A 23,063-nucleotide genomic window follows, 5' to 3' on the forward strand; every position below is an offset into this window, starting at 1 on the left:
GTTAATGGTAAAATTTTAAAGCAAAATGACGTTTCATGCACCCTTTGATGGCTGTGAAATTTTATCATTTTGCGGATTATGTCGATCACGCTTTAATGCAAGAGCGCATATTCCAAATAATAACAAAAACTTAACAATGCCTTTTTTATTTGGCTGTTTCTTTTTGATAAGCACGTTTTCCATAAATATAAGTCGCCTCAATATTACGGTCATCACCTAAAGTGAATAAAGCAAACAGCGAATCTTCAACAGTTTTGGATTTAGACTGGCGAAGTTGCTGTAATGCAGTTGGCTTAAGATTTAGTACCACAAAGTCTGCTTCTTTACCGACATTGAAGTTGCCTAACTGATCTTGCAAATCAAGCGCTTTTGCGCCGCCTAAAGTTGCATGATAGAGCGCTTCATAAGCTGAAAGTTTATCACCTTGTAACTGCTGAACCTTATAAGCCTCGTTAACGGTTTGCAGTAAACTAAATGATGTACCAGCACCGATATCTGTACCCAAGCCCACTTTCACTTGTTTTTCCCATGTTTTTTTCAATGGAAATAAACCACTGCCTAAGAACAGGTTTGATGTTGGACAAAATGCGATAGCCGATTGCGTATCATGCATACATTGCCATTCTTGATCTTCTAAGTGAACGCAATGAGCAAATACAGAACGTTTACCAGTCAGGCCATAATGTTGATAAACATCTAAATAGCCAGCTTGTTCTGGAAATAAAGATTTCACCCAAGCGATTTCATCTTTGTTTTCACTTAAATGGGTATGTACATAAACATCTGGAAATTCTTGTTTTAACTGCCCTGCTCTTTCTAATTGCTCAGGTGTAGACGTTGGTGCAAAACGTGGAGTAATCGCATAGAGAGCACGGCCCTTACCATGCCATTTCTCAATCAATGCTTTGGTGTCGCTGTAAGCTGTTTCTGGCGTATCACAAAGCGCTTCAGGTGCATGGCGGTCCATGAGTACCTTACCAGCAATTAAACGCATCTGAACGTGTTCTGCGGCTTCAAATAAGGCATCAACAGACTCGGGGTGAACTGTACAGAAAACCAGTGCTGTGGTTGTACCGTGTTTCAGTAGTTCTTGAACAAAGAACTGGGCAATTTCACTTGCATATGCTTTGTCCTGAAATTGGATTTCAGTTGGGAAAGTATAAGTATTGAGCCAGCTTAAAAGTTGTTCGCCGTATGCTCCAACCATTTCTGTTTGCGGGAAATGAATATGGGTATCAATAAAGCCAGGTACAATCAATTGTTCTGGATAATGTTGAATCTCAACCCCAGCAGGTAGATGCGCTTGAGCGTCTTCCCATGCACCAAACCATTTGATTTTTCCATGTTCACTAACCAATACACCATCTTCTAAATAACGCACTTGATTTGGAATATCAGTTGGCTCAGAGACGGTTTGCTGGATATCTAAAAAACGACCACGCACAACAGTGGTATTTGCGATCAATGACATGGAAAGCCTTTATATTTTCACTTTTTTCGATTGATTGTACCCCAGTTAGCCAATATTTAAACGGTATAACGTTTACTTAGTCCCCATTCAGCCAAAATCCGTCGATAAGTTGTTGATGAACGGTCTGCTTCAAAATGTGCTTCCATCATTAAATCAAGCGGCAGTTCTTCTGGCTTTTGTGATTCGACCATATCTTGGTCTTCGGCAAAAATTTGGGCATTAAATGCATATACCTTTTCTAAATCACCTGTCTGATCAAAGTTACGGGTGAGTGGAACAAATAAACGGGTTTTATTGCTTGAAATAGGACAGCACGCATTCAAGATTTTTAAGACCCCACCTTCTGGAAAATCGACTGTAAGGACGGCTGAAAAAGGTGGATAGACATCAAAGGTGCGCTTCCACAAAAAGCCTTCTGGCTCGAGATGTTTTAGTTCATGCGGATAATTACTGACATTGCTGATATAGACCGTTTTTAAACCATAGTCGGTACGTTCAGTGTGATATTTAGGGACGATGGGATTATCGCGATTTGCAAAGGCATTGTGATGTACCCACGCAAAATGAGCGACATCGATAAATCCTTCAAGTTGACGTCCACTAGAACCACCAATATCGACGAAAGGCGGTAAAATTGACTGATGCTCTGCGTGGTCCCAAGTATCTAATATAGGAATATTAGCTTTAGCAATATCACGACCATGAATACTGGTCCAAATGAGACCATATCTTTGTACAACTGGAAATTTGGTCAGAGAAAAACGATCAGAAATTTTAGTCAGTTCGGGCTGAGCTGGTATTTGGGTACATTTCCCTTCAGTGTTATAGCGTAGACCATGATAAGGACAGACAATCTCCTCACCATCCACCCAACCTTTGGTTAATGGCACCCCACGATGTGGGCAAATATCTCGAACCAGATGAATTTCCCCACTTTCTGTTTTATATAACGCCATATTGACGTCTAGTAGCGTGACTCGTTGAGGTGCAGTAGAGACATCTTGAGTACGTGCGACGGGATACCAGTGAGTAGATAAAATTTCCCAATCTTTTGCTTCAAAACTGCTGTTACACGGCATGGCAAGGGGCGTTAAAGTTGGAATCGCATTCATGGCATCACTCCTTAAAAAAATCAGGGCTCTCACGAGCCCTTAAAATCTAGGCTTTTTTCTTTTTAGGAGATGCAAAGAGCTTGCCAATATTGATTTTTAATTAAAGAAATAAGAATAAAAGTATTAAATTACATAAGATTAAGTCATTATATTTTTGAATTTTTGTTCTAATTTAGCTTTAGAAACTAAAGTTCATTATTCGCTATATGCTTAAAATGCACTGATTGACTGCGTGGAAGGCACAATAAAAAAGCACCTAAAAAGTGCTTTTTAAAATACCTCTAGGCACTTATTACTCGACAAAATAATGTGCTGCAAAGTGAGCATCATTACCAATAATGTCATAGCAATCTTCACGAATAGACATGCCTGCACATTGATGTCCGACCATCCATAAACCGAGTGTAGGTAGTTGTCCTGAAAATAATGGGGTATCTACCCATTTCTGTACGACATAACCATATTTGTCATAGTCATCAAAATAAAAGCTACCAGAAGCCGCGCCTTGGTCATGACCATCTTGTAAAACTCGAATATTGGCCCCTTCCCTTGCCAAAATCGGCTTTTTCACCCATTTGCCAGACAAAGCTTGTTGCGGGTCATATGTATGGGTTTCGACCAACAATGGATGGTTTGGATAACGCTTCCAAAGCTCAACCAGAATCGCTTTATTTGAAAGTAACATTTTCCAGCAGGGTTCAATCCACTGTGTTTGTGGGTGGATATATTGAGAAAATGCTTCTTCCCAGATCCATTCCCAAGGGTAGAGCTTAAATATGTTTTGAATGGGCTGATTATGGAGATCAACAAAATCTTGCCCGTTCCAGCCTATGTTCTCCATAGAAAGCTCGGAAACTTGTAGATGAGCTTGATAAGCGGTATCCATCAAGTACTCTAAATTACCCCAGTCTTCCCTTCCAGCCTCCTGACAAGCAGCAAAATGTACATGGCTACCACGCGGTAAAATTGTTTTCCAGCGTTTAATCAGGTCTTCATGAATGCTATTGAATTGATCTCGGTTTGCAATGCCTGAGACTTGTTCTATCCACAGCCACTGCGCGACAGAGGCTTCGAGTAAGCCAGTCGGTGTGTCGGCGTTATATTCCAGCATTTTGATATTTCGCCCATCGTAAGCGAAATCAAAGCGGCCATAGAGCATGGGAGCATTTTGTTTCCATGAGTGTTCAATATGGCTTATGGCTGTTTCAGGAATTTGAAAATAAGCTGGGTAGTCCCCGCGTTGAATGAGATCTCCTACTACCGATAAACACATCTGATGCAGTTCATTTGCTGCATCTTCAAGTTGTTCAATCTGTTTAAGGGTAAACTCATACGCAACCCCTTCAGACCAGTAAATTGAGCCATCAAGAGAAGGTAAATTAAAATAATCAAAACCAATATTTTGATGCTCCACTTGCCAGTCTGGTCGTGGAGTAAATATTTTTCTTTTCATATTAAGTGAATGCCTAAAGACTTAGCCGCCGAAAGAAAAACCGCTACGGCCAAAACCACCACGAATTGGGGATGAAAAAGACGAACTTTTCGCTGTGCTTGAAATAATTGGTCGGCCTACACTCAAATTGCTGTAAGGATGTAAGGTATTGCCGTGATAAGAAACTTCCCGACTATTTCGATAATACGCAGGACCTAAATAGCGACCACCAACATAGCTAGAACCATGTCCACTGGAGCTATTTTCTTGTTTACATGTTTCATTATTCCAGTCGCGAGCACAGTCATATTGGTTGTTATATACATCTTGTACTAAAGGACCATCATTATGGCTACATGCCGTGAGTAATAGAGGGACCACGACAAGATTAATTTTTTTAGAACGCATGAGACTCCACACATTTTAATAAGTATGTTCGGCATAAAATACCGAATAGCTATTATCTATTATGTTTCTGATTAGGAAAGATAAAATTTAAGTTGGCATATGATATTAATCTGTTTTTTTAAAGTACAGTCTATTTTGAAAATTTAGATAACAAGGCATCTCACGTGTAGATGCCTTGTTGTGATGAATTAAGACTGCAATTGCTTTTTGTTGTGTCGTAGAGAAAGGTAAGCAGTGATTGCTAACACTATTACGATAAAGCTTAACGAGATCCAGATTGGCATGTGGAATACATCAAGCAACAACATTTTCGCACCAATGAACAATAAGATGATGCCTAAGCCGTATGGCAAGTAATGCAATTTAGTCGCAGCGCCAGCAAGTAAAAAGAACATTGCGCGTAAACCTAAAATTGCCATTAAGTTCGCCGTTAAAACAATAAACGGGTCGCTAGTTACCGCGAAAATAGCAGGAATAGAATCTACTGCGAAAATCACGTCTGAAGCTTCAACCAAAATCAAAACTAGAAATAACGGCGTTGCCCACAATAAACCGTTTTGACGTACAAAGAATTTGTCACCTTCAAGCTGTGGTGTAATACGCATATGGTTACGTAACCATTTTAAGAGCTTGATATCTTCAATATTGGTTTCTTCATCTTGGCCTTTTAAGAACTTAAAGCCTGTATATACCAAGAACGCACCGAAGATATAAAGTACCCAAGAAAATTCTTGAACGAACCATGCACCAATAAAAATAAAGAGGGTACGTAGTACGATTGCACCTAATACGCCGTAGAGCAAAATTTTACGTTGTAGTGCAGCTGGAATAGCAAACGCTGCGAAAATCATTAACCAGACGAAAACGTTGTCAATTGCGAGGGACTTTTCGAGTAAGTAACCTGCAAAGTATTCCATAGTTTTTTGGTTTGCTAAGGTCACCCCAACTGTTTGTTGTAGGTAAAGCCATAAACCACCACCAAATAGGGCTGCGACGCTTACCCACGCCACACTCCAGTAAGCAGCTTGCTTAATTGAGACATCCTGACCTTGCTTTTGCTTAAAGCCTAAAAAGTCAATCAGGAGCATCACAATGACTATGCCAAAGAATGCTATGTACAGCCATAAATTGCCGATCGATTCCATAAATCCTCCATACATCCGGCAATTGGGCATAAAAAAAACCTCGACCAGTTGCCAGATGAATTAAACATCTGTATCAACATGATCAAGGTCTTGCCTACACCATGAATTTCACGATGCTCAGATACCGACTTTTTAATAAAAGCGTATTGACGATATCTGACACATAACATTGCTGTTATGTTTGGAGGAGGCTACTCCCCTTGTCAAACTAAATTCTTTTTTGGATAAAACATATCCAAGTCCACATAGAATGGCAGATTTTTTTGTATTACGCAACTGAACTTAATGTCGTGGTTTGAATGCCAAAAAGATCTATGGGTTATTTAATCAAACCGCGGTCTAAAAGTGGTTTGCATATAATTTGATAAAGGTGAATACAGAATGCGGTCAAACTTGTACCGTAAGCATTCCAGAAGTAATAACCTGCTGTATTGACTAGTAGTGCGACAATAAAAGCCCCCAGCATGTCTAAAGGGAAATGCACACCTAAATAAATACGTGACCACGCTACCACAAATGACAAAAATAAAAGGATAATTCCAATTATTTTGCGCTGAGCAAACAAATAAGATAAAGCAATGGTGCTAAAAATCAGCATATGATTACTTGGAAAAGATGCCGTTGGTGCATGTTCAATAAAAGTCGTACCCACACCTATGACAAACGGTCTTGCGTGATGGTAAAACAGAGAAATAACGTAACCGACTAAAAGCGATACGCAGGTTAAAAAGACAGATTTAATGACCCTATTTTTTAAATCTTGATCGCCATAAAACCATAAAAATGTAAGGATGAATAAGAGAATATAGAGGAGATCATTAGCAAAAAAGATAGCAAGACGAATGATAAATTGACTCGCATCCTGAGCCCCATTAATCACATGGAATAAGCTAAGGTTGAGTGTTTCTAAAGACATTCATATTCCAAACAAGAACAAAAAACGTAGGCTATGATAAAGAATTAAGCCTGTTATCTTGATAAAGAATTGTCACAAAAATGAAATATAGTTTGTTTGTGAGTAAAGATTAAACAGCAGGTCTAGATATTTTTTAATGCGTGTTCTGGGCGTTAATATTAAAGTGTTAACGTGTTGGCACTTTATTCGAGAACGTTAATTTTATGACTACTCAAGAAAAACAGAAAAAATTAAGCTTGAGGCCCCTATCCCCAAGAGATCCTGATCAGCAGCATAGAGCAGCGACTCCACTTGAATTATTGTTCGATTTAATTTTTGTGGTCGCGATTGCAACAGCGGGTCAGCAGTTACATCATGCAATTATTGAAAATCACCTCTGGCATGCATTACCAAGCTACCTGATGGTATTTTTTGCGCTGTGGTGGGCATGGATGAATTTTTCATGGTTTGCTTCTGCTTACGATAACGATGATGCATTGTATCGATGCCTTACTTTTGTACAGATTGTAGGGTCATTGGTGATGGCAGCGGGTATCCCTGATGTATTTCGTAGTCAGGATTTTGATGTAATCATTATCGGTTATGTGATCATGCGCATGGTCTTGGTGACTCAGTGGCTCAGAGCAGCAAAACATGATCCTGAAAGGCGAGTTACGGCTTATCGCTATGCAATAGGTATAGTCTTAGTACAAATTGGCTGGCTTGTGGCTAACTTTGCTCATGTACTTTCAATACCTCTATTTTTATTTCTGGTTGTCGTGGAATTATTTGTTCCAATTTATGCAGAAAAATATTCTCCAACGCCGTGGCATCCTCATCATATTGTAGAACGTTATGCCCTACTCACAATTATTGTGTTGGGTGAGTCGATTGTTGGTAGTTTTAATGCCATACGTGATGCTTTAGCCGCTCAGTCAATGAATATCCCTGCCATTTTCTTAATGGTCGGTGGATTGATGTTGATGTTCGCAATGTGGTGGGCTTATTTTGACCGTAGCGAACAACACCATCATGTTAAAGGTGTGCGCCCATTTGTTTGGGGATACGGTCATTATTTTGTTTTTGTCAGTATTGCTGCGGTAGGTGCTGCGCTTGCTGCTGCCGTGGATGTTACAACCCATCATGCGCATATTTCTGATCTATATATGGGAATAGTTGTTGCGGTGAGTGTAGTGCTTTATACCACCTGTATTTGGATACTTTATGAGTTCCAATGCTTATCTGGAATCACGAAATGGTTTTATCCAATCACAGCGCTCATTATCTTATGTATTCCCTTTATTTGTAATAACGTGGGATATAGCGTTTTTGCGATGGGCATTGTCTATAGTTTACGTTTAATGGTTTCTAATAAATTTATGGCCAATATAGAGCCAGAAAAGCTTTAAAAGTTACTGATAAAAAATGGGTTTCAATTTGAAACCCATTTTTTTATTGAATCATCTAAAGCGAAATTTAAGCAGCTTTTGCTTTTAATGCGCTCATTAATTTTTGATGTAAGCCACCGAAGCCACCATTAGACATAATCACAACGGCATCGCCCTCACCTGCTTCATTGACAATACGCTCAATAATTTCATCAAGTGAACGGCTCACTTGAGCATGGTTAGAAGCAGCTTCAATCACAGGTTGTAAATCCCAATCTAAGCCTTCTGGCTGATACCAGATCACTTCGTCTGCTAAGCGTGCTGAATGTGCCAAGCCATCTTTGTGACTGCCCATACGCATCGTGTTTGAACGTGGTTCAATAATGGCCCATAAACGGCGTTCACCTAAGCGTTTGCGTGCGCCATCTAAAGTTGTGTCAATTGCTGTTGGATGGTGCGCGAAGTCGTCATAAACCTCAATGCCATTGACTGTGCCGAGTAACTCCATACGACGTTTCACACCGCCAAAGTTAGACAAAGCTTCACAAGCTTGTTCAAACGTAACACCTACATGTTGAGCGGCTGCAATGGTTGCCAAAGCATTCGCTACACTATGCTGCCCTGTCATGCTCCATTTCACTTCGCCAACGACATTGCCATTTTCGAGTACTTTAAAATGGCTGCCATCAATTGAAATTAATTCGGCAGAGAGAGCAGCTTTTTCATTCGCTTCTAGACTTGTACGAATTACTGGTGTCCAGCAACCCATTTCAAGCACTTCATCAATATGCGTTTCAGTAATTGGCGCAATAATACGGCCTTCACTTGGAATGGTACGCACAAGATGATGGAACTGCTTTTGAATCGCTGCTAGGTCATCAAAAATATCGGCATGGTCAAATTCAAGGTTATTTAAAATCGCCGTCTTTGGGTGATAGTGAACAAACTTAGAACGTTTATCAAAGAAAGCAGAGTCATATTCATCGGCTTCAACACAGAAGTATTTACCACCGCCTAAACGAGCACTTTCACTAAAACCAAGTGGAACACCACCAATTAAAAAGCCCGGATTTAAACCAGCCTGATCAAGTACCCAAGCTAACATGGTTGTAGTTGTTGTTTTTCCGTGAGTACCTGCTACACCAAGTACATGTTTACCTTGTAAAACATGATCGGCAAGGAACTGTGGACCAGAAATATATGGCAGGCCTTCGTTTAGCATATATTCAACAGCATCAATACCACGTTTCATGGCATTGCCGACAATAACCAAGTCCGGATGAGGCTGTAAATGACTACGGTCATAGCCTTGCATGAGTGTAATGCCTGCATTTTCTAACTGGGTAGACATCGGTGGGTAAACGTTTAAGTCGGAACCGGTTACCTTATGTCCTAAATCACGAGCCAAAAGTGCTAAAGAGCCCATAAAAGTGCCACAAATACCCAAGATATGCAGATGCATTGCTCGCCTTCTCCACTGCTTTTGTACACAACATTAAAATGAATTGCTGTGTGTGCATTATTGATAAATTTGCCAGCAACGATAGCAAGGCTAAACTCGAAAAGATAGTCAAAAATCGTTGTTGTTCTATGTGTTTGAGACCCTAATAAAACTACAGCTTTATTTTTTAGATTTAAGCTGAATTACAGTTTTATCTTTTATAATGTTTTGTATCGTTAAAATACTTAAATCATCGTGATGATGAAGGATGTGCCTTTGAGCCCAACGGTTTTAGCTTTTACGCTATTAATTATTTCTAACTGCTTTATGACACTTGCATGGTATGGGCATCTTAAATTTTTGCACCATGCTCCACTTTGGCAAGCGATTCTATTCGGTTGGATTATTGCCTTACTTGAATACAGTTTTATGATCCCAGCCACTCGTATGTTAAGCGCGCAAGGCTGGTTACTCGGTGAAATGAAGATCACTCAGGAAGTGGTTACATTGGTCGTGTTTGTACCTTTTATGATTTTCTTGTTTAAGCAACCCTTTAAACTCGATTACTTATGGGCGATGTTATGCCTATTTGGTTGTGTGTATTTCGTATTTAGAAGCCAGTAAGCTCCTATGGCTTGTGAATTAAATGATTTATTCTATTTAATAACAAGCCATAGTTAGTAGACATAACTATTTATTTAGCTGAATACTTACATGCTTTTTTTAGAATTTTAGAAAATTGCTGATCTCTTGGCGTTGGGTCTTCATAGTCAAAAGCATAATTACTGTCTGTTGTAGTTAAACTTAAGGCGCCATCAGGCTCAAAATTAGACATGGCAAAACCATAGGTCTGATCGTCACAGTAAATGCGATATTCAGTAATTGAATATAAATTTCCTACCTCAGTTGCTCCAAGATAATAACCAGTCATCAGAACTGGTTCTCTCTCATCAGTAGCAGATGTTCCAGTAACAATAAATTTCTCTTGGACTTTACCAGTTAATGCTCCACTTTTGATTTCTCCGTTATAACCTTTTTCTTTATTTAAAGTTTTAATGGTTTTTTGAAATTCATCGATGTTTAAATTTACTAAAGCCGCGTAACCCGTTGTTGTGCAAAGTGTGAGTGTTAGGGCTCCAAGAAATTTTTTCATTATTAAGCTCTTATTGATTTGATTAAGCGCGTTATATTAATAAAAATTGAGAATGTGTCACTGTTAAACCATGACATTTTTTGATGATATTAAAAATATTCACAGAGCTGGTCAGTTAAATTTTCGTGAGATGAAAAATCAGTCTATAATAATGGGCTTCCGAACCATTTAAAACTTGGCTCTCGTCGAGATTTATCTTCTTTTACTTTTGTCTCTGGAACATTAGCAATGAATGCGGCCGCAGCACAAGACGTTCAACCTCTCGTTGGAATTATTATGGGTTCTCAATCTGATTGGGCAACTCTCGAAAACACAGCCAATATGCTTAAACAGCTTGGTGTCCCATTTGAAGCGGAAGTGGTATCTGCTCATCGTACTCCAGATCGTTTATTTGAATATGCAGAAACTGCACGTGATCGCGGTATTCAAGTGATTATTGCTGGTGCAGGCGGTGCAGCGCATTTACCTGGAATGTGTGCCGCAAAAACTGATTTACCTGTTTTAGGTGTGCCAGTTAAATCATCAATTTTAAATGGCGTAGACTCTTTGCTTTCAATTGTACAAATGCCAGCAGGTATTGCAGTTGGTACTTTAGCGATTGGTCCAGCTGGTGCAACGAATGCGGCAATTATGGCTGCACAAATCTTAGGTTTAACTCGTCCTGAAATCGCAAAAAATGTTGCTGATTTCCGTGCTGCGCAAACTGATAAAGTTGCAAGCAAAAATATTCCGGGTCAGGTGTAAGAGGCTGAGATGGATAAAACTATCGGTATTTTTGGTGGTGGGCAACTGGGCCGTATGATGGCTCAAGCAGCGTTACCATTAAATATTCAATGTACTTTTTTTGAAGCAAATACAGATTGTCCAGCAGGTGTTTTAGGCCAGGTCTTTTCTAGCCAAGATGAGCAAGGTTTAAAGCAGTTTATTGAAAGTGCTGATGTTTTCAGTCTTGAATTTGAAAATACGCCAGTTGAAGATGTTGATGTTTTGACACAAACCAAAGCATTGCACCCTCCCCGTGTTGCTTTAGCAACTGCGCAAAATCGTTTGTCAGAAAAAGCATTGTTTGATGAGCTGACAATTCCTGTTGCGCCGTATCGTGCTGTAGATAGCTTAGAAAGCTTGAAAAAGGCTGTAGCTGAGCTTGGTTTGCCGATTGTACTTAAAACTGCAACTGGCGGATATGACGGCAAAGGCCAGTTTGTACTTCGTTCAGAAGACCAGATTGATACTGCTTGGGCTGAGCTTGGTCCTGCAAAAAGTCTAGTTGCCGAAAGCTTTGTTAAATTCTCTCGCGAAGTTTCAATTATTGCGGTGCGTGGCCAAAATGGTGAAGTAAAAACTTGGCCATTGGCTGAAAACCATCATCATAATGGTATTTTATCGCATTCAATTGTTCCTGCACCGAATAGTGAAGCTTTGCAACCCGTTGCTCAAGACTACATTACTCGTTTGTTGAATCACCTTAACTATGTTGGTGTACTGACTCTCGAGCTATTTGTAACAGAACAAGGTTTGTGTGCAAATGAGATGGCACCGCGTGTGCATAACTCAGGCCACTGGTCAATTGAAGGCGCGGTTTGTTCTCAGTTTGAAAACCATATTCGAGCTGTTGCAGGATTACCATTAGGCTCAACAGAAGTTGTTCGCCCAACGGTTATGATCAATATTATTGGTCAACATCCTAAAACTGAGGATGTACTTGCCTTAAATGGTGCTCATCTGCATCTTTATAACAAGTCAGAACGTGCTGGCCGCAAATTAGGTCATATCACTTTAATGCCTGTGGATAGTAATGAATTGACAAATTTATGCCGTCAATTGGCGGAAATTTTGCCAGAACCACTCGCTTTAACAGCAGATATGACCCTCTAAAAGTATTTTTAATTCTCTAAAAAGCGATCTTCGGATCGCTTTTTTTATCTTTTAAATTTAAAAGATAATAAATCCTGAGTAATTTCTTGTTTGTGGATAACTTTTTATAGGAATTTTTGAATTTAAATATTGATGATATTTTTTAAATTTAAAAAGTGAAGCTTGATTATTTTGAATTTAAAGTTAGTTATCCACAAGAGAGTTTGATTTGTAGCTGATGATAGAGCTCATGTTTTTTGAATTCAAAACTAGTGGTGTTTGCTAAAGTGTTTTAAATTTAAAATAACGCGGTAAGTTTGAATTTAAATTATGCGTGATTTTTGAATTTAAAAATATAGATTGTTTGGTTGATTGGATTTTTCGTGTCATCAAGAATAATGAAATATAGAATGGAATCAATAAATAGTGCTGTTTTTGCTCGATTGTGGATAAGTTTATCCACAGAAACGCCTGTGTTATAGTTTAAATTTAAAGAAGTACTTTTGAATTTAAACTTGAGTATCGGTTTTGAATTCAAAAACAATAATTTTGATCTAGAGAATTTTAAATTCAAAAATAAAGTAGAAAATTTGAATTTAAAACATGGGAAATGAATTTAAAGTAGAGATTATGAATTCAAATTTACGTTTTCTCTCTGAAATTTTGGACTCATAATGGTATGGTACTTACAAATTTAAATTTAAAAATCGAACTAGGATAATATGCGACGTTTTTCTTGTATTGTTGGCTCTGTATTTTTAGCGATGACTCAGGCTCAAGCAGAGCTCGTAATTAATGGTTCTACAATATCTAGCAGTGCTACTGTTCCAGTAGTGACGAGTGAAGATTATACGCCTAATAATAATTTCCAAAGCTGTTTGGCAAATTTACGTTCTCAAGCAATTGCTGCTGGAGTATCTGGTACAACTTATGATCGTTATACCCAAAACTTGACCCCAGATTATTCAGTTATTGATAAATTAAACTATCAACCAGAATTTTCGACACCAATTTGGGATTATCTTTCTGGTCTAGTTGATGAAGAGCGCGTTGAGCTTGGTAAACAAAAACTGGCGCAACATCGAGATGTTTTAAACCGTGCTTCTCAAACCTACGGTGTGCCGCCGGAAACAATTGTAGCAGTGTGGGGGGTTGAAAGTAATTTTGGTGATATTTCTGGAAAATATCCTTTATTACAAGCACTCGGGACTTTAAGTTGTGAAGGGCGTCGACAAAATTATTTCCGCACTGAGTTTTTTGCCACTATGCGTATTTTACAACGTGGTGATTTAACCGAAGATCAATTGAAAGGTTCATGGGCTGGGGCATTTGGTCATACTCAATTTATGCCATCTACTTATGAACGTTTAGCTGTTGATTTTGATGGAGATGGTCGTCGAGATTTAGTGTCGAGTACAGCTGATGCACTGGCTTCAACGGCTAATTTCTTAAATAAAGCAGGTTGGCAAACAGGAATGCCCTGGGGTTTTGAAGTCAAAGTTCCCCAAGGTATGTCAATTGATGGAGAAGGGCGACGTTCAAAGAAAGCTTTAAGTAGCTGGAGTGCACGAGGGGTAACCCGAATTGATGGTTCTCCACTTGTTCAAGGGGCTTTATCTGGCAATACTTCAGCGGGTTTAATGGCACCTGCAGGTGTAAATGGTCCAGTATTTTTAGTATTTAAGAATTTTGATGCTATCTACAGCTATAACGCTGCGGAAAGCTATGGACTTGCGATTGCACATTTATCTGATCGTTTAAAAGGTGCTGGTCCATTTGTTGCGTCTTGGCCAACTGATGATCCGGGAACTTCACGTGCAGAACGTCGTGAAATCCAACAGTTTTTGATTAATCGTGGCTATGATATTGGTGCAGTTGACGGTCTTATTGGAGATAAAACCCGCGTAGCTATTCGTCAAGAACAAACTCGTTTAGGTTTAAATCCAACAGGACGGGCAGGGCAGCAAATTTTACATGCATTCCGTCAAGAACAAGCTCAAAAAATGATGCAATAAACTGGAAATAATAAAAAAGGTCTGCTCATGCAGACCTTTTTTATAGATACTTGTATAAGAGGATTACTCTAATTTAACTGCTTCCAAAATATCAAAAATAACTGACGTAACATCTTGGCTTAAATCACGATCATTAAAGATTTCATACGCAGTGATCGTGACATCAGTATCACTTGGTAATTGCTTTTGCTCTTCTTCAATTAAATGTTCAATCGGTAACAGAGTCTGTTTTACTTCAAGATGGAGAATATCTTTATATTCGATATTTTCATCCTCAAGCTCGATTTCATGCTCATTGAAAAAGGGAATTAAAATAGAATGGAGGTATGGTTTAATTTCAATAATATCAAACAGTTCAATGTCGCGAGTCTGTTCAATTGTGCTGATATGATCATTTACTTCAATCAGGATATGATAATAACTCATCTTGATCTCCATTCTATTTTCGTTAGCTCTTATGACCACAATAACATGACTTTGATACCAATTTCGATGTATCTACATAGAAATAGATACATCATTTTATATCAAGCTCTTAATTATTGAGGTAAAGCACTTAATAGATCACGGTCAGCATCCGTAAGTCCAGTGATTTTTTTGTCACCATCTTTACGTACTGAGTACATCAATGCATTTGGTTGATCACTATGTTTTAAACCAAGCGCATGTCCTAACTCATGAGCAATCGTTAAGCGTAAATCATCAATAGACTTAAACTCATAAATCACAATTTGTTTGCCGTTATAGATACCTTTTTTAAAGACATCCGCTTGAGCATTTTGCTTAAATTGGTTCAATGAATTATTAAACTCATTATTAATCTGATTAAAATGAGTCACTTTGACATTTAAGTCTTTAGCTTGCTGATTATATGCAGCAATTTCTTTCTTTAAAGCAACAGTTTGTTTTTTCAAATCTTTCTGAGTTTTAGCCAAAGATTTAGCGCTGTATTCAGGTGCTAATTTGCCTTGGTTAAGCTGCATCATTAGTTGATCAAGATTTTTCAATTTGCCATTCAAAATCTGCTTCTTATTTTCAAGCTCAGACTGAGTTTGACCAAGGGTTTGCTTCAATTGCTTAATTTGTTGCTGTTCATCAATTACACGTTGCTGTTCTTGTTGGAACTGAGCTGCGATTTTTTGACGCTGTTCAGAACGGCTTTGACTATTATCGTAAACTAAACGAATTTCTAACTTTGCATTTGGATCATAAGTAAAATAATCCTGTCCAGTACCTTGTTTCCAAATGTCCGCAGCTTGTTGACTAATTTGAATTAATTGGTCTTGGCTTAAACCAAAACGTGGATCAATATCAGCAATTTTATAAGTCAAATGTTGACCTGTTTTTTGCTGGATTTGAGTATGTGCTGGAGTTGCAAGATTAGCATTAGCCTGAAAATTAGAAAAAGCAAAGGCTACGCCTAATAACAAAGATGTTAAACGCATAATCGAAAGGGGAGATTTTAAAAAAAACGTATTATAAGAATATAAAATGAAAAATCAATCAAAAAACGTACAAATCAGGAAAATAAATGAGACTTTAGTCTCATTATTTTTTACCAAATGCCAAATTATTTTTTTAGAAAAAATTTAATATATTTCGTTTTATTTAGTTTTTTTAATCATTTAACTTTAACGATTTTTCCTTAATTTGGTCTATAAATTGAACCTAATAAATCTAAATCTGAATCTGTTAATTTAAAGTTATGAATATCTTGCTCTTTTAATCGTGGATACATTAATGATTTAGGATCAGTAGTATGTTTTAGTCCTAATGCATGGCCGAACTCATGAGCAAGGGTCAAACGTAAGTCATTTAAAGAAGCATAGCCGTAAATCTGGATTTGGTTTTGACTGAATAAACCTTTATGGAAGGGTTGAATACTCGTTTTCTGCTCTAGTTTGAATTGTGTTTTTAAAGCGCTTAAATCACTTTGCTCTCGATTTAGCTCTTTAATTTTTAAGTTAAGTGATTGAATCTTAATATTTAGACTATTGGATTCATTTCGTAAATATTCCGATTTTTGCTCTAGTTGTTTTTGCCATTCTTTTAAATTATTGGCACTAGAGTACAGCTGTTCTCCTTGATTAAAGCGCGTTACCTCTTGTTGATATTGTTCAAACTCCGCTTTTAGATTGGCCTTATTCTTGTTTAAATCACTTGATAGTTGAGCAACTTGCTGTTTGTTTAGAACAATTTCTTCATTTTTAATGCGCCAAGCTTCCTGCTTTTGCAAAAGTGCATCCAAATTGTTTTGTTGTTCATCTTTAAGCATTTGATGATCATCATAGATTAAGTTAATTGACAATTGAGCCTGTGAATCATAAATAAAATAGATCTTCCCAGTTTCTTTTTGCCAGATTTCAGCAGCTTGTTGGCTTACCTCAACTAATTGTTCTTTAGTGAGTTGAAATCGAGGATCAATAAAAGCAATTCGGTATTTTAAAGGCTGATGAGATGAATTAATTGGCAGATTGCTTTGAGCAAAAAGTGTTGTTTGTAAGCCCATGCATAAGCATAAGCTCAATCCCCACCATAGAAATTTTTTCATGGCAAAATAAAAAAATATAAATAAATCTTATTGTTAGCTACTTAATTTAATTCGTCAAAATGATAAAAATCTCAATAGATTAGGTAGCGTTTGTGATATTCGTCGAAAAATTAAAAAAGATGTTCTCAGACTTGGCAATAATCAAATAATTAATGTAGTAAATAACAGTGGTTTTTTAACAAAAAAATATTATTTAAAATTAAATATTTAGTTTTTATAATTGATATTTCTGACAGAAATATTTGAATAATATCATTAAAAAACTTATTGTTACTTTTTGTAAACAATAAAAAACCGCGCCTAAGCACGGTTTTTTTATTAAAGAAACAAATTATTTTTTGTCATCTTTAACTTCAGTGAACTCAGCGTCTACAACACCATCATCTGCTTTTTGTTGACCCGCATCACCACCTTGGAATGCATTTGGATCAAAGCCTTCAGCACCACCAGCTTGTTGCGCTTGTTCATAAGCACGTTGAGTGATAGGCATCAAGATGTTTTGTAAAGCTTCAGTTTTTGCTTTGATATCTTCTACATCATTTTCTTTTGTTGCTGCTTCAAGTTCAGAAACGGCAGTGCTTACAGCTGTTTTTTCATCTTCAGTAACTTTATCACCAAGATCTTTAACAGCTTTGTTCGAGCTTGAAATTAATGCATCAGCTTCGTTACGCGCTTTTGCAAGTTCTTCAAACTTACGATCTTCTTCAGCATTCGCTTCAGCATCTTTAATCATTGCTTCAATTTCAGCATCAGACAAACCTGAGTTCGCTTTAATCTGGATCGATTGCTCTTTACCAGTGCTCTTATCTTTAGCAGATACTTTCAAGATACCATCAGCATTGATGTCGAAAGATACTTCAATTTGTGGCACACCACGTGGAGCAGGTGGAATGTCGCCTAATTGGAAGTTACCCAACAATTTGTTTTGTTGAGCCATCTTACGTTCACCTTGGTAAACTGAAATGTCTACAGCAGGCTGGTTGTCAGCAGCAGTAGAGAACACTTGTGATTTCTTCGCAGGAATCGTCGTGTTTTTCTCAATGATTGGTGTTAATACACCACCCATTGTTTCAATACCTAAAGTTAATGGTGTTACGTCTAATAAAAGAACGTCAGTTTTGTCACCAGACAATACAGCACCTTGAATCGCAGCACCGATTGCAACTGCTTCGTCAGGGTTCACGTCTTTACGTGGCTCTTTGCCAAAGAATTCTTGTACTTTTTGTTGTACAAGTGGCATACGAGACTGACCACCAACCAAGATCACGTCAGAGATGTCTGAAGTCGAAAGACCAGCATCTTTAAGTGCGATTTTACAAGGCTCAATAGTGCGAGCAACTAAATCAGCAACTAAACCTTCAAGTTTCGCACGTGTTACATTGATCACTAAGTGTTTAGGACCAGTTGCATCAGCAGTGATGTATGGAAGGTTGATTTCAGTTGCATTTGATGAAGAAAGCTCGATTTTTGCTTTTTCAGCAGCTTCTTTCAAACGTTGTAACGCAAGTGGATCATTTTTCAAGTTCACACTTTGTTCTTTCTTAAATTCTTCAACTAAGAATTCAATTAAGGCGTTATCAAAGTCTTCACCACCAAGGAAAGTATCACCGTTTGTTGATAACACTTCGATTTGTTGGTCGCCATCAAGGTCTGCGATTTCAATGATTGATACGTCAAAAGTACCACCACCTAAGTCGTAAACTGCAACTTTACGGTCGCCTTCTTTTTTGTCCATACCAAACGCAAGTGCAGCAGCAGTTGGTTCGTTAATGATACGTTTAACGTCTAAACCAGCGATTTTACCCGCATCTTTAGTTGCTTGACGTTGAGCATCGTTAAAGTAAGCAGGAACAGTAATAACTGCTTCAGTAACTGTTTCACCTAAATAGTCTTCTGCAGTTTTCTTCATCTTTTTCAAGATTTCAGCAGAAACCTGTTGAGGCGCTAATTTTTTATCGTTTACTTCAACCCAAGCATCGCCATTGTCTGCTTTGATGATTTTATAAGGTACAAGACCGATATCTTTTTGTACCGCTTGATCTTCATAACGACGACCGATTAAACGCTTGATAGCGAATAATGTATTTTTCGGGTTAGTTACTGCCTGACGCTTAGCACTTTGACCTACTAAGATCTCGCCATCTTTATAAGCAATGATCGATGGAGTTGTACGTGCGCCTTCAGCGTTTTCGATTACTTTTACTTTATCGCCTTCAAGTACAGCAACGCATGAGTTGGTAGTACCTAAGTCAATACCAATAATTTTTGCCATGTGACGTTTTCCTCAAAAATTCTTTTGCAATGTTTTTGCTTGTTATCCGATATGAGAGTGAATCTATTTTTTTCAAGCGTTTTAGCGAAAAAAAATCTAAAAACTCTGAAAAAATTATTTATTGACCAACCATAACCATAGCAGGGCGCAATAAGCGACCATTTAACGTATAGCCCTTTTGTAAAACGCTACCGATTTCATTCGCTTTAGCATTTGGGTCAATACCTACAGCTTGATGTAAATCCGCATTGAAGCCATTTTTCGTATCAGCTTCTACAACACCAAATTTTTCAAGTGTGGTTAACAGCGACTTCAAGGTCAGTTTAATACCTTCAAGTACTGGTGTTTCTTCATCACCAGCCGCTTGAATTGCACGCTCTAAATTATCAACAGAATCTAGTAACTCTTTTGCAAATTTTTCAAGCACAGTCTCTTTATGCTTGTCAGACTCACGTTGAATACGCTCTACACTTTTTTGTGCTTCGTAAACTGCATTTGCAGTACGTGCTTTTTCAAGTTTTAGGCTTTCTTCTAATTTGGTGATTTGCGCTTGTAAAGATTCAACGGTAACGTCGTTTGCTTGCTCTACACCTTCAGCCTGAGTTTGCTCATTAGATTGCTCTGCTTGCTCGTCTTGAATGTCTTGAGCTTGCTCATTTTGCTCATTAGCCATTGATGATCTCCGTTTAAATGGGTTTTTAAACATGTACAGTCCTTTTGGCATCAGCATTTACTGGGTAAAACCTGAACTGCCATGCATATGCTGTAATTCATTAATAGGGATGAAGTATGGGCATTGCCTAAAAATTCAAGCGTACACGGCAATTTAAAACTTTTAATTTTGCGGTTTTAAGTAAAAATCTAAATTTTCGATCATAAAAGCAATAAATTCCTGAGTTATTTTGGGTAAATGTTGTCTTGAAGCATATACTACCGACAAACTTAATTCGGGAGCCGAATAGTTTTTAAATAAAGGCACCAATCGTTTTTCTTTTAAATCTTTTTTAACTAATAAAGTCGGTAACATTGCCACACCTTGAGCATGTACACACATGTCATAAACAGCATTTACATCATTACTTTTAAAGGTGACGTTCAAAGGATAATTCTGAGGTTGCTGTTCAGTATCAAAAAGTGTCCAAAATTGATGTTGGCTATGGTGAGCTAAACATTCATGTTGAATAAGTTGCCGTGGATGGGAGAGGGGGCTGTGTTGCTTTAAATAATCAGGATGAGCACAGAATACAGACTCGATTTGACAAACAGGTCGTGCAATTAAACCATCGGCAACTTTTTGCGTTATACGTAAGGCTAAATCGACCTGAGCATCAATTAAGTCCATCGTATTTTCAGTCAGATATACATCAAATTGAATATGTGGATGTTGCTGTTTAAATTGGCGAATACATTCCCCAACCCCTAATTGAAATAAAAATAAACCACAGGTAAAGCGAATCGTACCGTTATGTTGTTCGGGTGCGGCTAACTCTTGTAAAAGTTGCTGTTGTTGTAAAATATTCTCGCAGTAGAGTAGGGCTTTTTCGCCTGCTGGAGTGAGAGATATTTTTCGTGTATTTCTTTGAAATAGTCGAGTTGAGAAGGTGTGCTCAAGGTGCTCAAGATAGCGAGAAACCATCGCACGGGAATAATTTAGATGTTCGGCGGCTTTGGTTAAATTGCCATGTTGAGCAATAGAAACAAAGACGTGTATGGCTTTTAATGTGTCCATATACTTTATCATTGTTACAATATATGCAACAGTTTATCTTAATTTAGTGCATTTACCTTACAAGAATTGCAATTTAAAGTATTTCTCATGAATTTGGAGAATATATAATGAAATTTTTTAAATTAACTGCTTCAGCCCTAGCAACTGCCACTGCTTTAACGGTAGCTTCCTCTGCTTTTGCGCAAGATTTGAAGATCCAAAGTTTTCTGGCTAAACCCGAACATTTCGGCGTGACTTCTACTTTAATTGAAGGCGATAAAGAAGTTCTGTTGGTGAATGCACAATTCTCAAAATCTGAAGCATTACGTATTGCTGCCGATATTCTCGATAGCGGTAAAACACTAAAGACAATTTTCGTAAGTTATGGCGATCCGGACTATTACTTTGGCTTAGATGTATTTAAACAATACTTCCCAAATGTACAAATCATTGCAACACCAGAAACTGTTAAACATATCCAAGATACTCAAGCGCTTAAAGTAAAATACTGGGGCCCACAAATGGGTGCAAATGCGCCTAGCCAAATTATTGTGCCTCAAGCTTATACCGCTAGAACTTTAAAACTAGAGAATGAGTCAATCGAGATTAAAGGTAAGAAAGAACTTACTTATTTATGGATTCCTTCTTCAAAAGCAGTTGTAGGCGGTATTCCTGTCTCTTCAGGTATTCATTTATGGATGGCAGATACACCAAAAGTTAAAGATCGCAATGAAGTGATTCAAGCTTTAGAAACTATTAAATCACTCCAACCTCAAACAGTTGTTCCAGCTCATATGGTTGAGGGGGCTCCACAAGGTTTGGATGCGGTTAACTTCTCTATCGACTATCTCAAGAGCTATGAGAAAGCGGTCAAAGTAAGTAAAAATGCGAGTGAGCTAAGTCAGCTCATGCAGAAACAATATCCAACATTAAAGAGTGTAGATAGCCTAGAGCTAGGTGCAAAAGTTGTAAAAGGCGAGATGCAATGGCCATAATTTGAATCGAAACACTATAAATTTTTAAAAAAGCCGTGGTCTATCCTCGGCTTTTTTTATGAAATAAGGCATTTTCAAGTAAAAAGTTTGTGTAACATTCTACGCACCTTATATAGCGTTTCTATGAAGAGAAAATTTTTAACGAGAGTAAAAGGCTAAGATAAAAATTAGAAATTGATAAAAATAAACAAAAGCTTAAGTTATAGCTTCTATATAAAAGGTAGAGGTGGGGCTAAGGAAGAGGTTTTAATAAAAAATTGCACAATTTGTACTTCTATTACTACAAAAGACAACCAATGATACGCACGCCAGAAAAAAAAATTGTGAATTATAGGCAGCGCGAAGATGAACTTTGCATTTAAATGTTTGTCGTAATGAAAGGAAAGTGATTATGAAAAAATTAGGTCTTATCTCTGTAGTACTTGCTGGTGTTGCTTTTACAGCTGTTGGTTGTGCATCTGAAGCTGGCTTAAATGCATCAGGTTCAGCTCAAACTAGCGCTAGCCCATCTGGCGTACAAGCTGGTGTTGGTGTAGATGCTGGTGTTTCTGGTCAAGCACAACCAGGTCAAGTTGATGCTGGTGCTTCTGGTTCTGTTTCAGGTTCTGCAACTGCTCAGTAATTCTTAGCGATAAGAACAGTTAAAAGATTATAGAGTACATATATTCAAGATGCCGATTTATATATGAAATGAGCTGCTACTCATTATTCTATAGTCAAGAGAATGTGGATTTCTCAACAAAAAAGCCCCAAGAGATTTTTTCTTTGGGGCTTCCATATTCCAATAGATTTTAGTCATCATCATGATAATCTCTATGATTGTGATCACGATCTTCTAATCTTTTCTTCTCCCATTCACGGTGTCTTTTTTCCCACTCACGACGATTTCTATCCTGTTCGCGAGCATCCTTACGTTGTTGTTCGTATATTCTCTTACGCTCTTCCCAACGTTTTCGTTCCCAGTCACTATAGCGACGTCCATCATAGCGGTCATCATCATGATCATGGTAACCATAACCACCGCGGTAATAAGGATCATCTGTATAAGCAACACAACCTACAGTTAAAAGACTGGTTGCTAATAAAGTAACAACTAGTTTTGCTGACATAGCACAATCTCCTTTTGTCTGTTAACAATAATTGGCAAAAAAGTCCTGTTTTAAACGACAGATTTGTTAATGACATTTGCTATAAATCAGATTAGCGTAGATTGGTTTTTACCT

Annotated in this window: 20 protein-coding genes and 2 pseudogenes; 7 read left to right on the forward strand and 15 right to left on the reverse strand. The window is 37.8% G+C overall.

Annotated features, from left to right (window positions below; genetic code table 11):
- Positions 1-145: 145 nt before the first annotated feature.
- The 6 genes from guaD to J580_RS22240 all read right to left on the reverse strand — a co-directional run bounded on the left by guaD (position 146) and on the right by J580_RS22240 (position 6,484).
- Positions 146-1,471 carry a guanine deaminase gene (guaD, locus tag J580_RS22215; protein ID WP_032005976.1) on the reverse strand — a complete coding sequence of 442 codons (1,326 nt, stop codon included), beginning with the start codon at positions 1,469-1,471 and terminating at the stop codon, positions 146-148.
- 56 nt (positions 1,472-1,527) lie between these two features.
- Positions 1,528-2,583, reverse strand: coding sequence for an aromatic ring-hydroxylating oxygenase subunit alpha (locus J580_RS22220; protein ID WP_032005977.1), 1,056 nt, complete (start codon positions 2,581-2,583; stop codon positions 1,528-1,530).
- A 292-nt stretch (positions 2,584-2,875) separates the two neighbouring features.
- Complete coding sequence (locus J580_RS22225) at positions 2,876-4,036, reverse strand: glutathionylspermidine synthase family protein (RefSeq protein ID WP_032005979.1); 1,161 nt, start codon at positions 4,034-4,036, stop codon at positions 2,876-2,878.
- 21 nt (positions 4,037-4,057) lie between these two features.
- Positions 4,058-4,423 (reverse strand): hypothetical protein, encoded by a 366-nt coding sequence (locus J580_RS22230; RefSeq protein WP_032005981.1) that lies wholly within the window; start codon positions 4,421-4,423, stop codon positions 4,058-4,060.
- 188 nt (positions 4,424-4,611) lie between these two features.
- Positions 4,612-5,568: a TerC family protein gene (locus tag J580_RS22235; RefSeq protein WP_017386224.1), complete on the reverse strand. Its 957-nt coding sequence runs from the start codon at positions 5,566-5,568 to the stop codon at positions 4,612-4,614.
- Positions 5,569-5,887: 319 nt separating this feature from the next.
- Positions 5,888-6,484, reverse strand: coding sequence for an undecaprenyl-diphosphatase (locus J580_RS22240; RefSeq protein WP_032005983.1), 597 nt, complete (start codon positions 6,482-6,484; stop codon positions 5,888-5,890).
- Positions 6,485-6,620: 136 nt separating this feature from the next.
- Here J580_RS22240 and J580_RS22245 point away from each other — a divergent pair.
- Positions 6,621-7,872, forward strand: a pseudogene (locus tag J580_RS22245) (low temperature requirement protein A).
- A 67-nt stretch (positions 7,873-7,939) separates the two neighbouring features.
- Here J580_RS22245 and mpl read toward each other — a convergent pair.
- Positions 7,940-9,313, reverse strand: a complete 1,374-nt coding sequence (mpl, locus tag J580_RS22250; RefSeq protein ID WP_032005986.1) for a UDP-N-acetylmuramate:L-alanyl-gamma-D-glutamyl-meso-diaminopimelate ligase — start codon at positions 9,311-9,313, stop codon at positions 7,940-7,942.
- Between the two features lie 240 nt (positions 9,314-9,553).
- Between mpl and J580_RS22255 the strand changes: the two genes are divergently transcribed.
- Positions 9,554-9,916 (forward strand): DMT family protein, encoded by a 363-nt coding sequence (locus J580_RS22255; RefSeq protein WP_075384089.1) that lies wholly within the window; start codon positions 9,554-9,556, stop codon positions 9,914-9,916.
- 70 nt (positions 9,917-9,986) lie between these two features.
- Here the strand turns inward: J580_RS22255 and J580_RS22260 are convergent, their stop codons facing one another.
- Positions 9,987-10,445 (reverse strand): hypothetical protein, encoded by a 459-nt coding sequence (locus J580_RS22260; protein WP_032005988.1) that lies wholly within the window; start codon positions 10,443-10,445, stop codon positions 9,987-9,989.
- A gap of 228 nt (positions 10,446-10,673) precedes the next feature.
- On the opposite strand from J580_RS22260, the gene purE reads away from it, so the two are divergent.
- From purE to J580_RS22275, 3 genes are all read left to right on the forward strand, one after another.
- Positions 10,674-11,189, forward strand: a complete 516-nt coding sequence (gene purE / locus J580_RS22265; protein ID WP_032005990.1) for a 5-(carboxyamino)imidazole ribonucleotide mutase — start codon at positions 10,674-10,676, stop codon at positions 11,187-11,189.
- A gap of 9 nt (positions 11,190-11,198) precedes the next feature.
- Positions 11,199-12,320: a 5-(carboxyamino)imidazole ribonucleotide synthase gene (locus J580_RS22270; protein WP_032005992.1), complete on the forward strand. Its 1,122-nt coding sequence runs from the start codon at positions 11,199-11,201 to the stop codon at positions 12,318-12,320.
- 701 nt (positions 12,321-13,021) lie between these two features.
- Positions 13,022-14,314 carry a lytic murein transglycosylase gene (locus J580_RS22275; RefSeq protein WP_032005994.1) on the forward strand — a complete coding sequence of 431 codons (1,293 nt, stop codon included), beginning with the start codon at positions 13,022-13,024 and terminating at the stop codon, positions 14,312-14,314.
- Between the two features lie 63 nt (positions 14,315-14,377).
- Here J580_RS22275 and J580_RS22280 read toward each other — a convergent pair whose 3' ends face one another.
- The 6 genes and pseudogenes from J580_RS22280 to J580_RS22305 form a co-directional block, all read right to left on the reverse strand.
- On the reverse strand, positions 14,378-14,752 hold the full coding sequence (locus tag J580_RS22280) for a hypothetical protein (protein WP_014207668.1): 375 nt from the start codon (positions 14,750-14,752) through the stop codon (positions 14,378-14,380).
- Positions 14,753-14,853: 101 nt separating this feature from the next.
- A pseudogene (locus tag J580_RS22285) lies at positions 14,854-15,821 on the reverse strand (M57 family metalloprotease).
- 138 nt (positions 15,822-15,959) lie between these two features.
- Entirely contained in the window at positions 15,960-16,865 is a 906-nt protein-coding gene (locus J580_RS22290) for a matrixin family metalloprotease (protein WP_032005998.1), read from the reverse strand.
- A gap of 331 nt (positions 16,866-17,196) precedes the next feature.
- A complete protein-coding gene (gene dnaK, locus J580_RS22295) occupies positions 17,197-19,137 on the reverse strand; it encodes a molecular chaperone DnaK (protein ID WP_002115449.1) in 1,941 nt (646 codons plus the stop codon).
- Positions 19,138-19,255: 118 nt separating this feature from the next.
- The gene (grpE, locus tag J580_RS22300; RefSeq protein WP_032006000.1) at positions 19,256-19,810 is read right to left on the reverse strand and encodes a nucleotide exchange factor GrpE; all 555 of its coding nucleotides are present in this window, start codon (positions 19,808-19,810) and stop codon (positions 19,256-19,258) included.
- Positions 19,811-19,972: 162 nt separating this feature from the next.
- Positions 19,973-20,866, reverse strand: a complete 894-nt coding sequence (locus J580_RS22305) for a LysR family transcriptional regulator (RefSeq protein WP_032006002.1) — start codon at positions 20,864-20,866, stop codon at positions 19,973-19,975.
- Between the two features lie 107 nt (positions 20,867-20,973).
- Between J580_RS22305 and J580_RS22310 the strand changes: the two genes are divergently transcribed.
- Both J580_RS22310 and J580_RS22315 read left to right on the forward strand, forming a co-directional pair.
- Positions 20,974-21,840 (forward strand): MBL fold metallo-hydrolase, encoded by an 867-nt coding sequence (locus tag J580_RS22310; RefSeq protein WP_032006004.1) that lies wholly within the window; start codon positions 20,974-20,976, stop codon positions 21,838-21,840.
- A gap of 391 nt (positions 21,841-22,231) precedes the next feature.
- Positions 22,232-22,462, forward strand: a complete 231-nt coding sequence (locus J580_RS22315) for a hypothetical protein (RefSeq protein ID WP_000733015.1) — start codon at positions 22,232-22,234, stop codon at positions 22,460-22,462.
- Positions 22,463-22,631: 169 nt separating this feature from the next.
- On the opposite strand, the gene J580_RS22320 is transcribed toward J580_RS22315, so the two are convergent.
- Complete coding sequence (locus tag J580_RS22320) at positions 22,632-22,949, reverse strand: hypothetical protein (RefSeq protein ID WP_032006006.1); 318 nt, start codon at positions 22,947-22,949, stop codon at positions 22,632-22,634.
- Positions 22,950-23,063 lie beyond the last annotated feature (114 nt).

The sequence above is a fragment of the Acinetobacter sp. 1542444 genome, from assembly GCF_000581835.1.
Taxonomy (GTDB): domain Bacteria; phylum Pseudomonadota; class Gammaproteobacteria; order Pseudomonadales; family Moraxellaceae; genus Acinetobacter; species Acinetobacter pittii.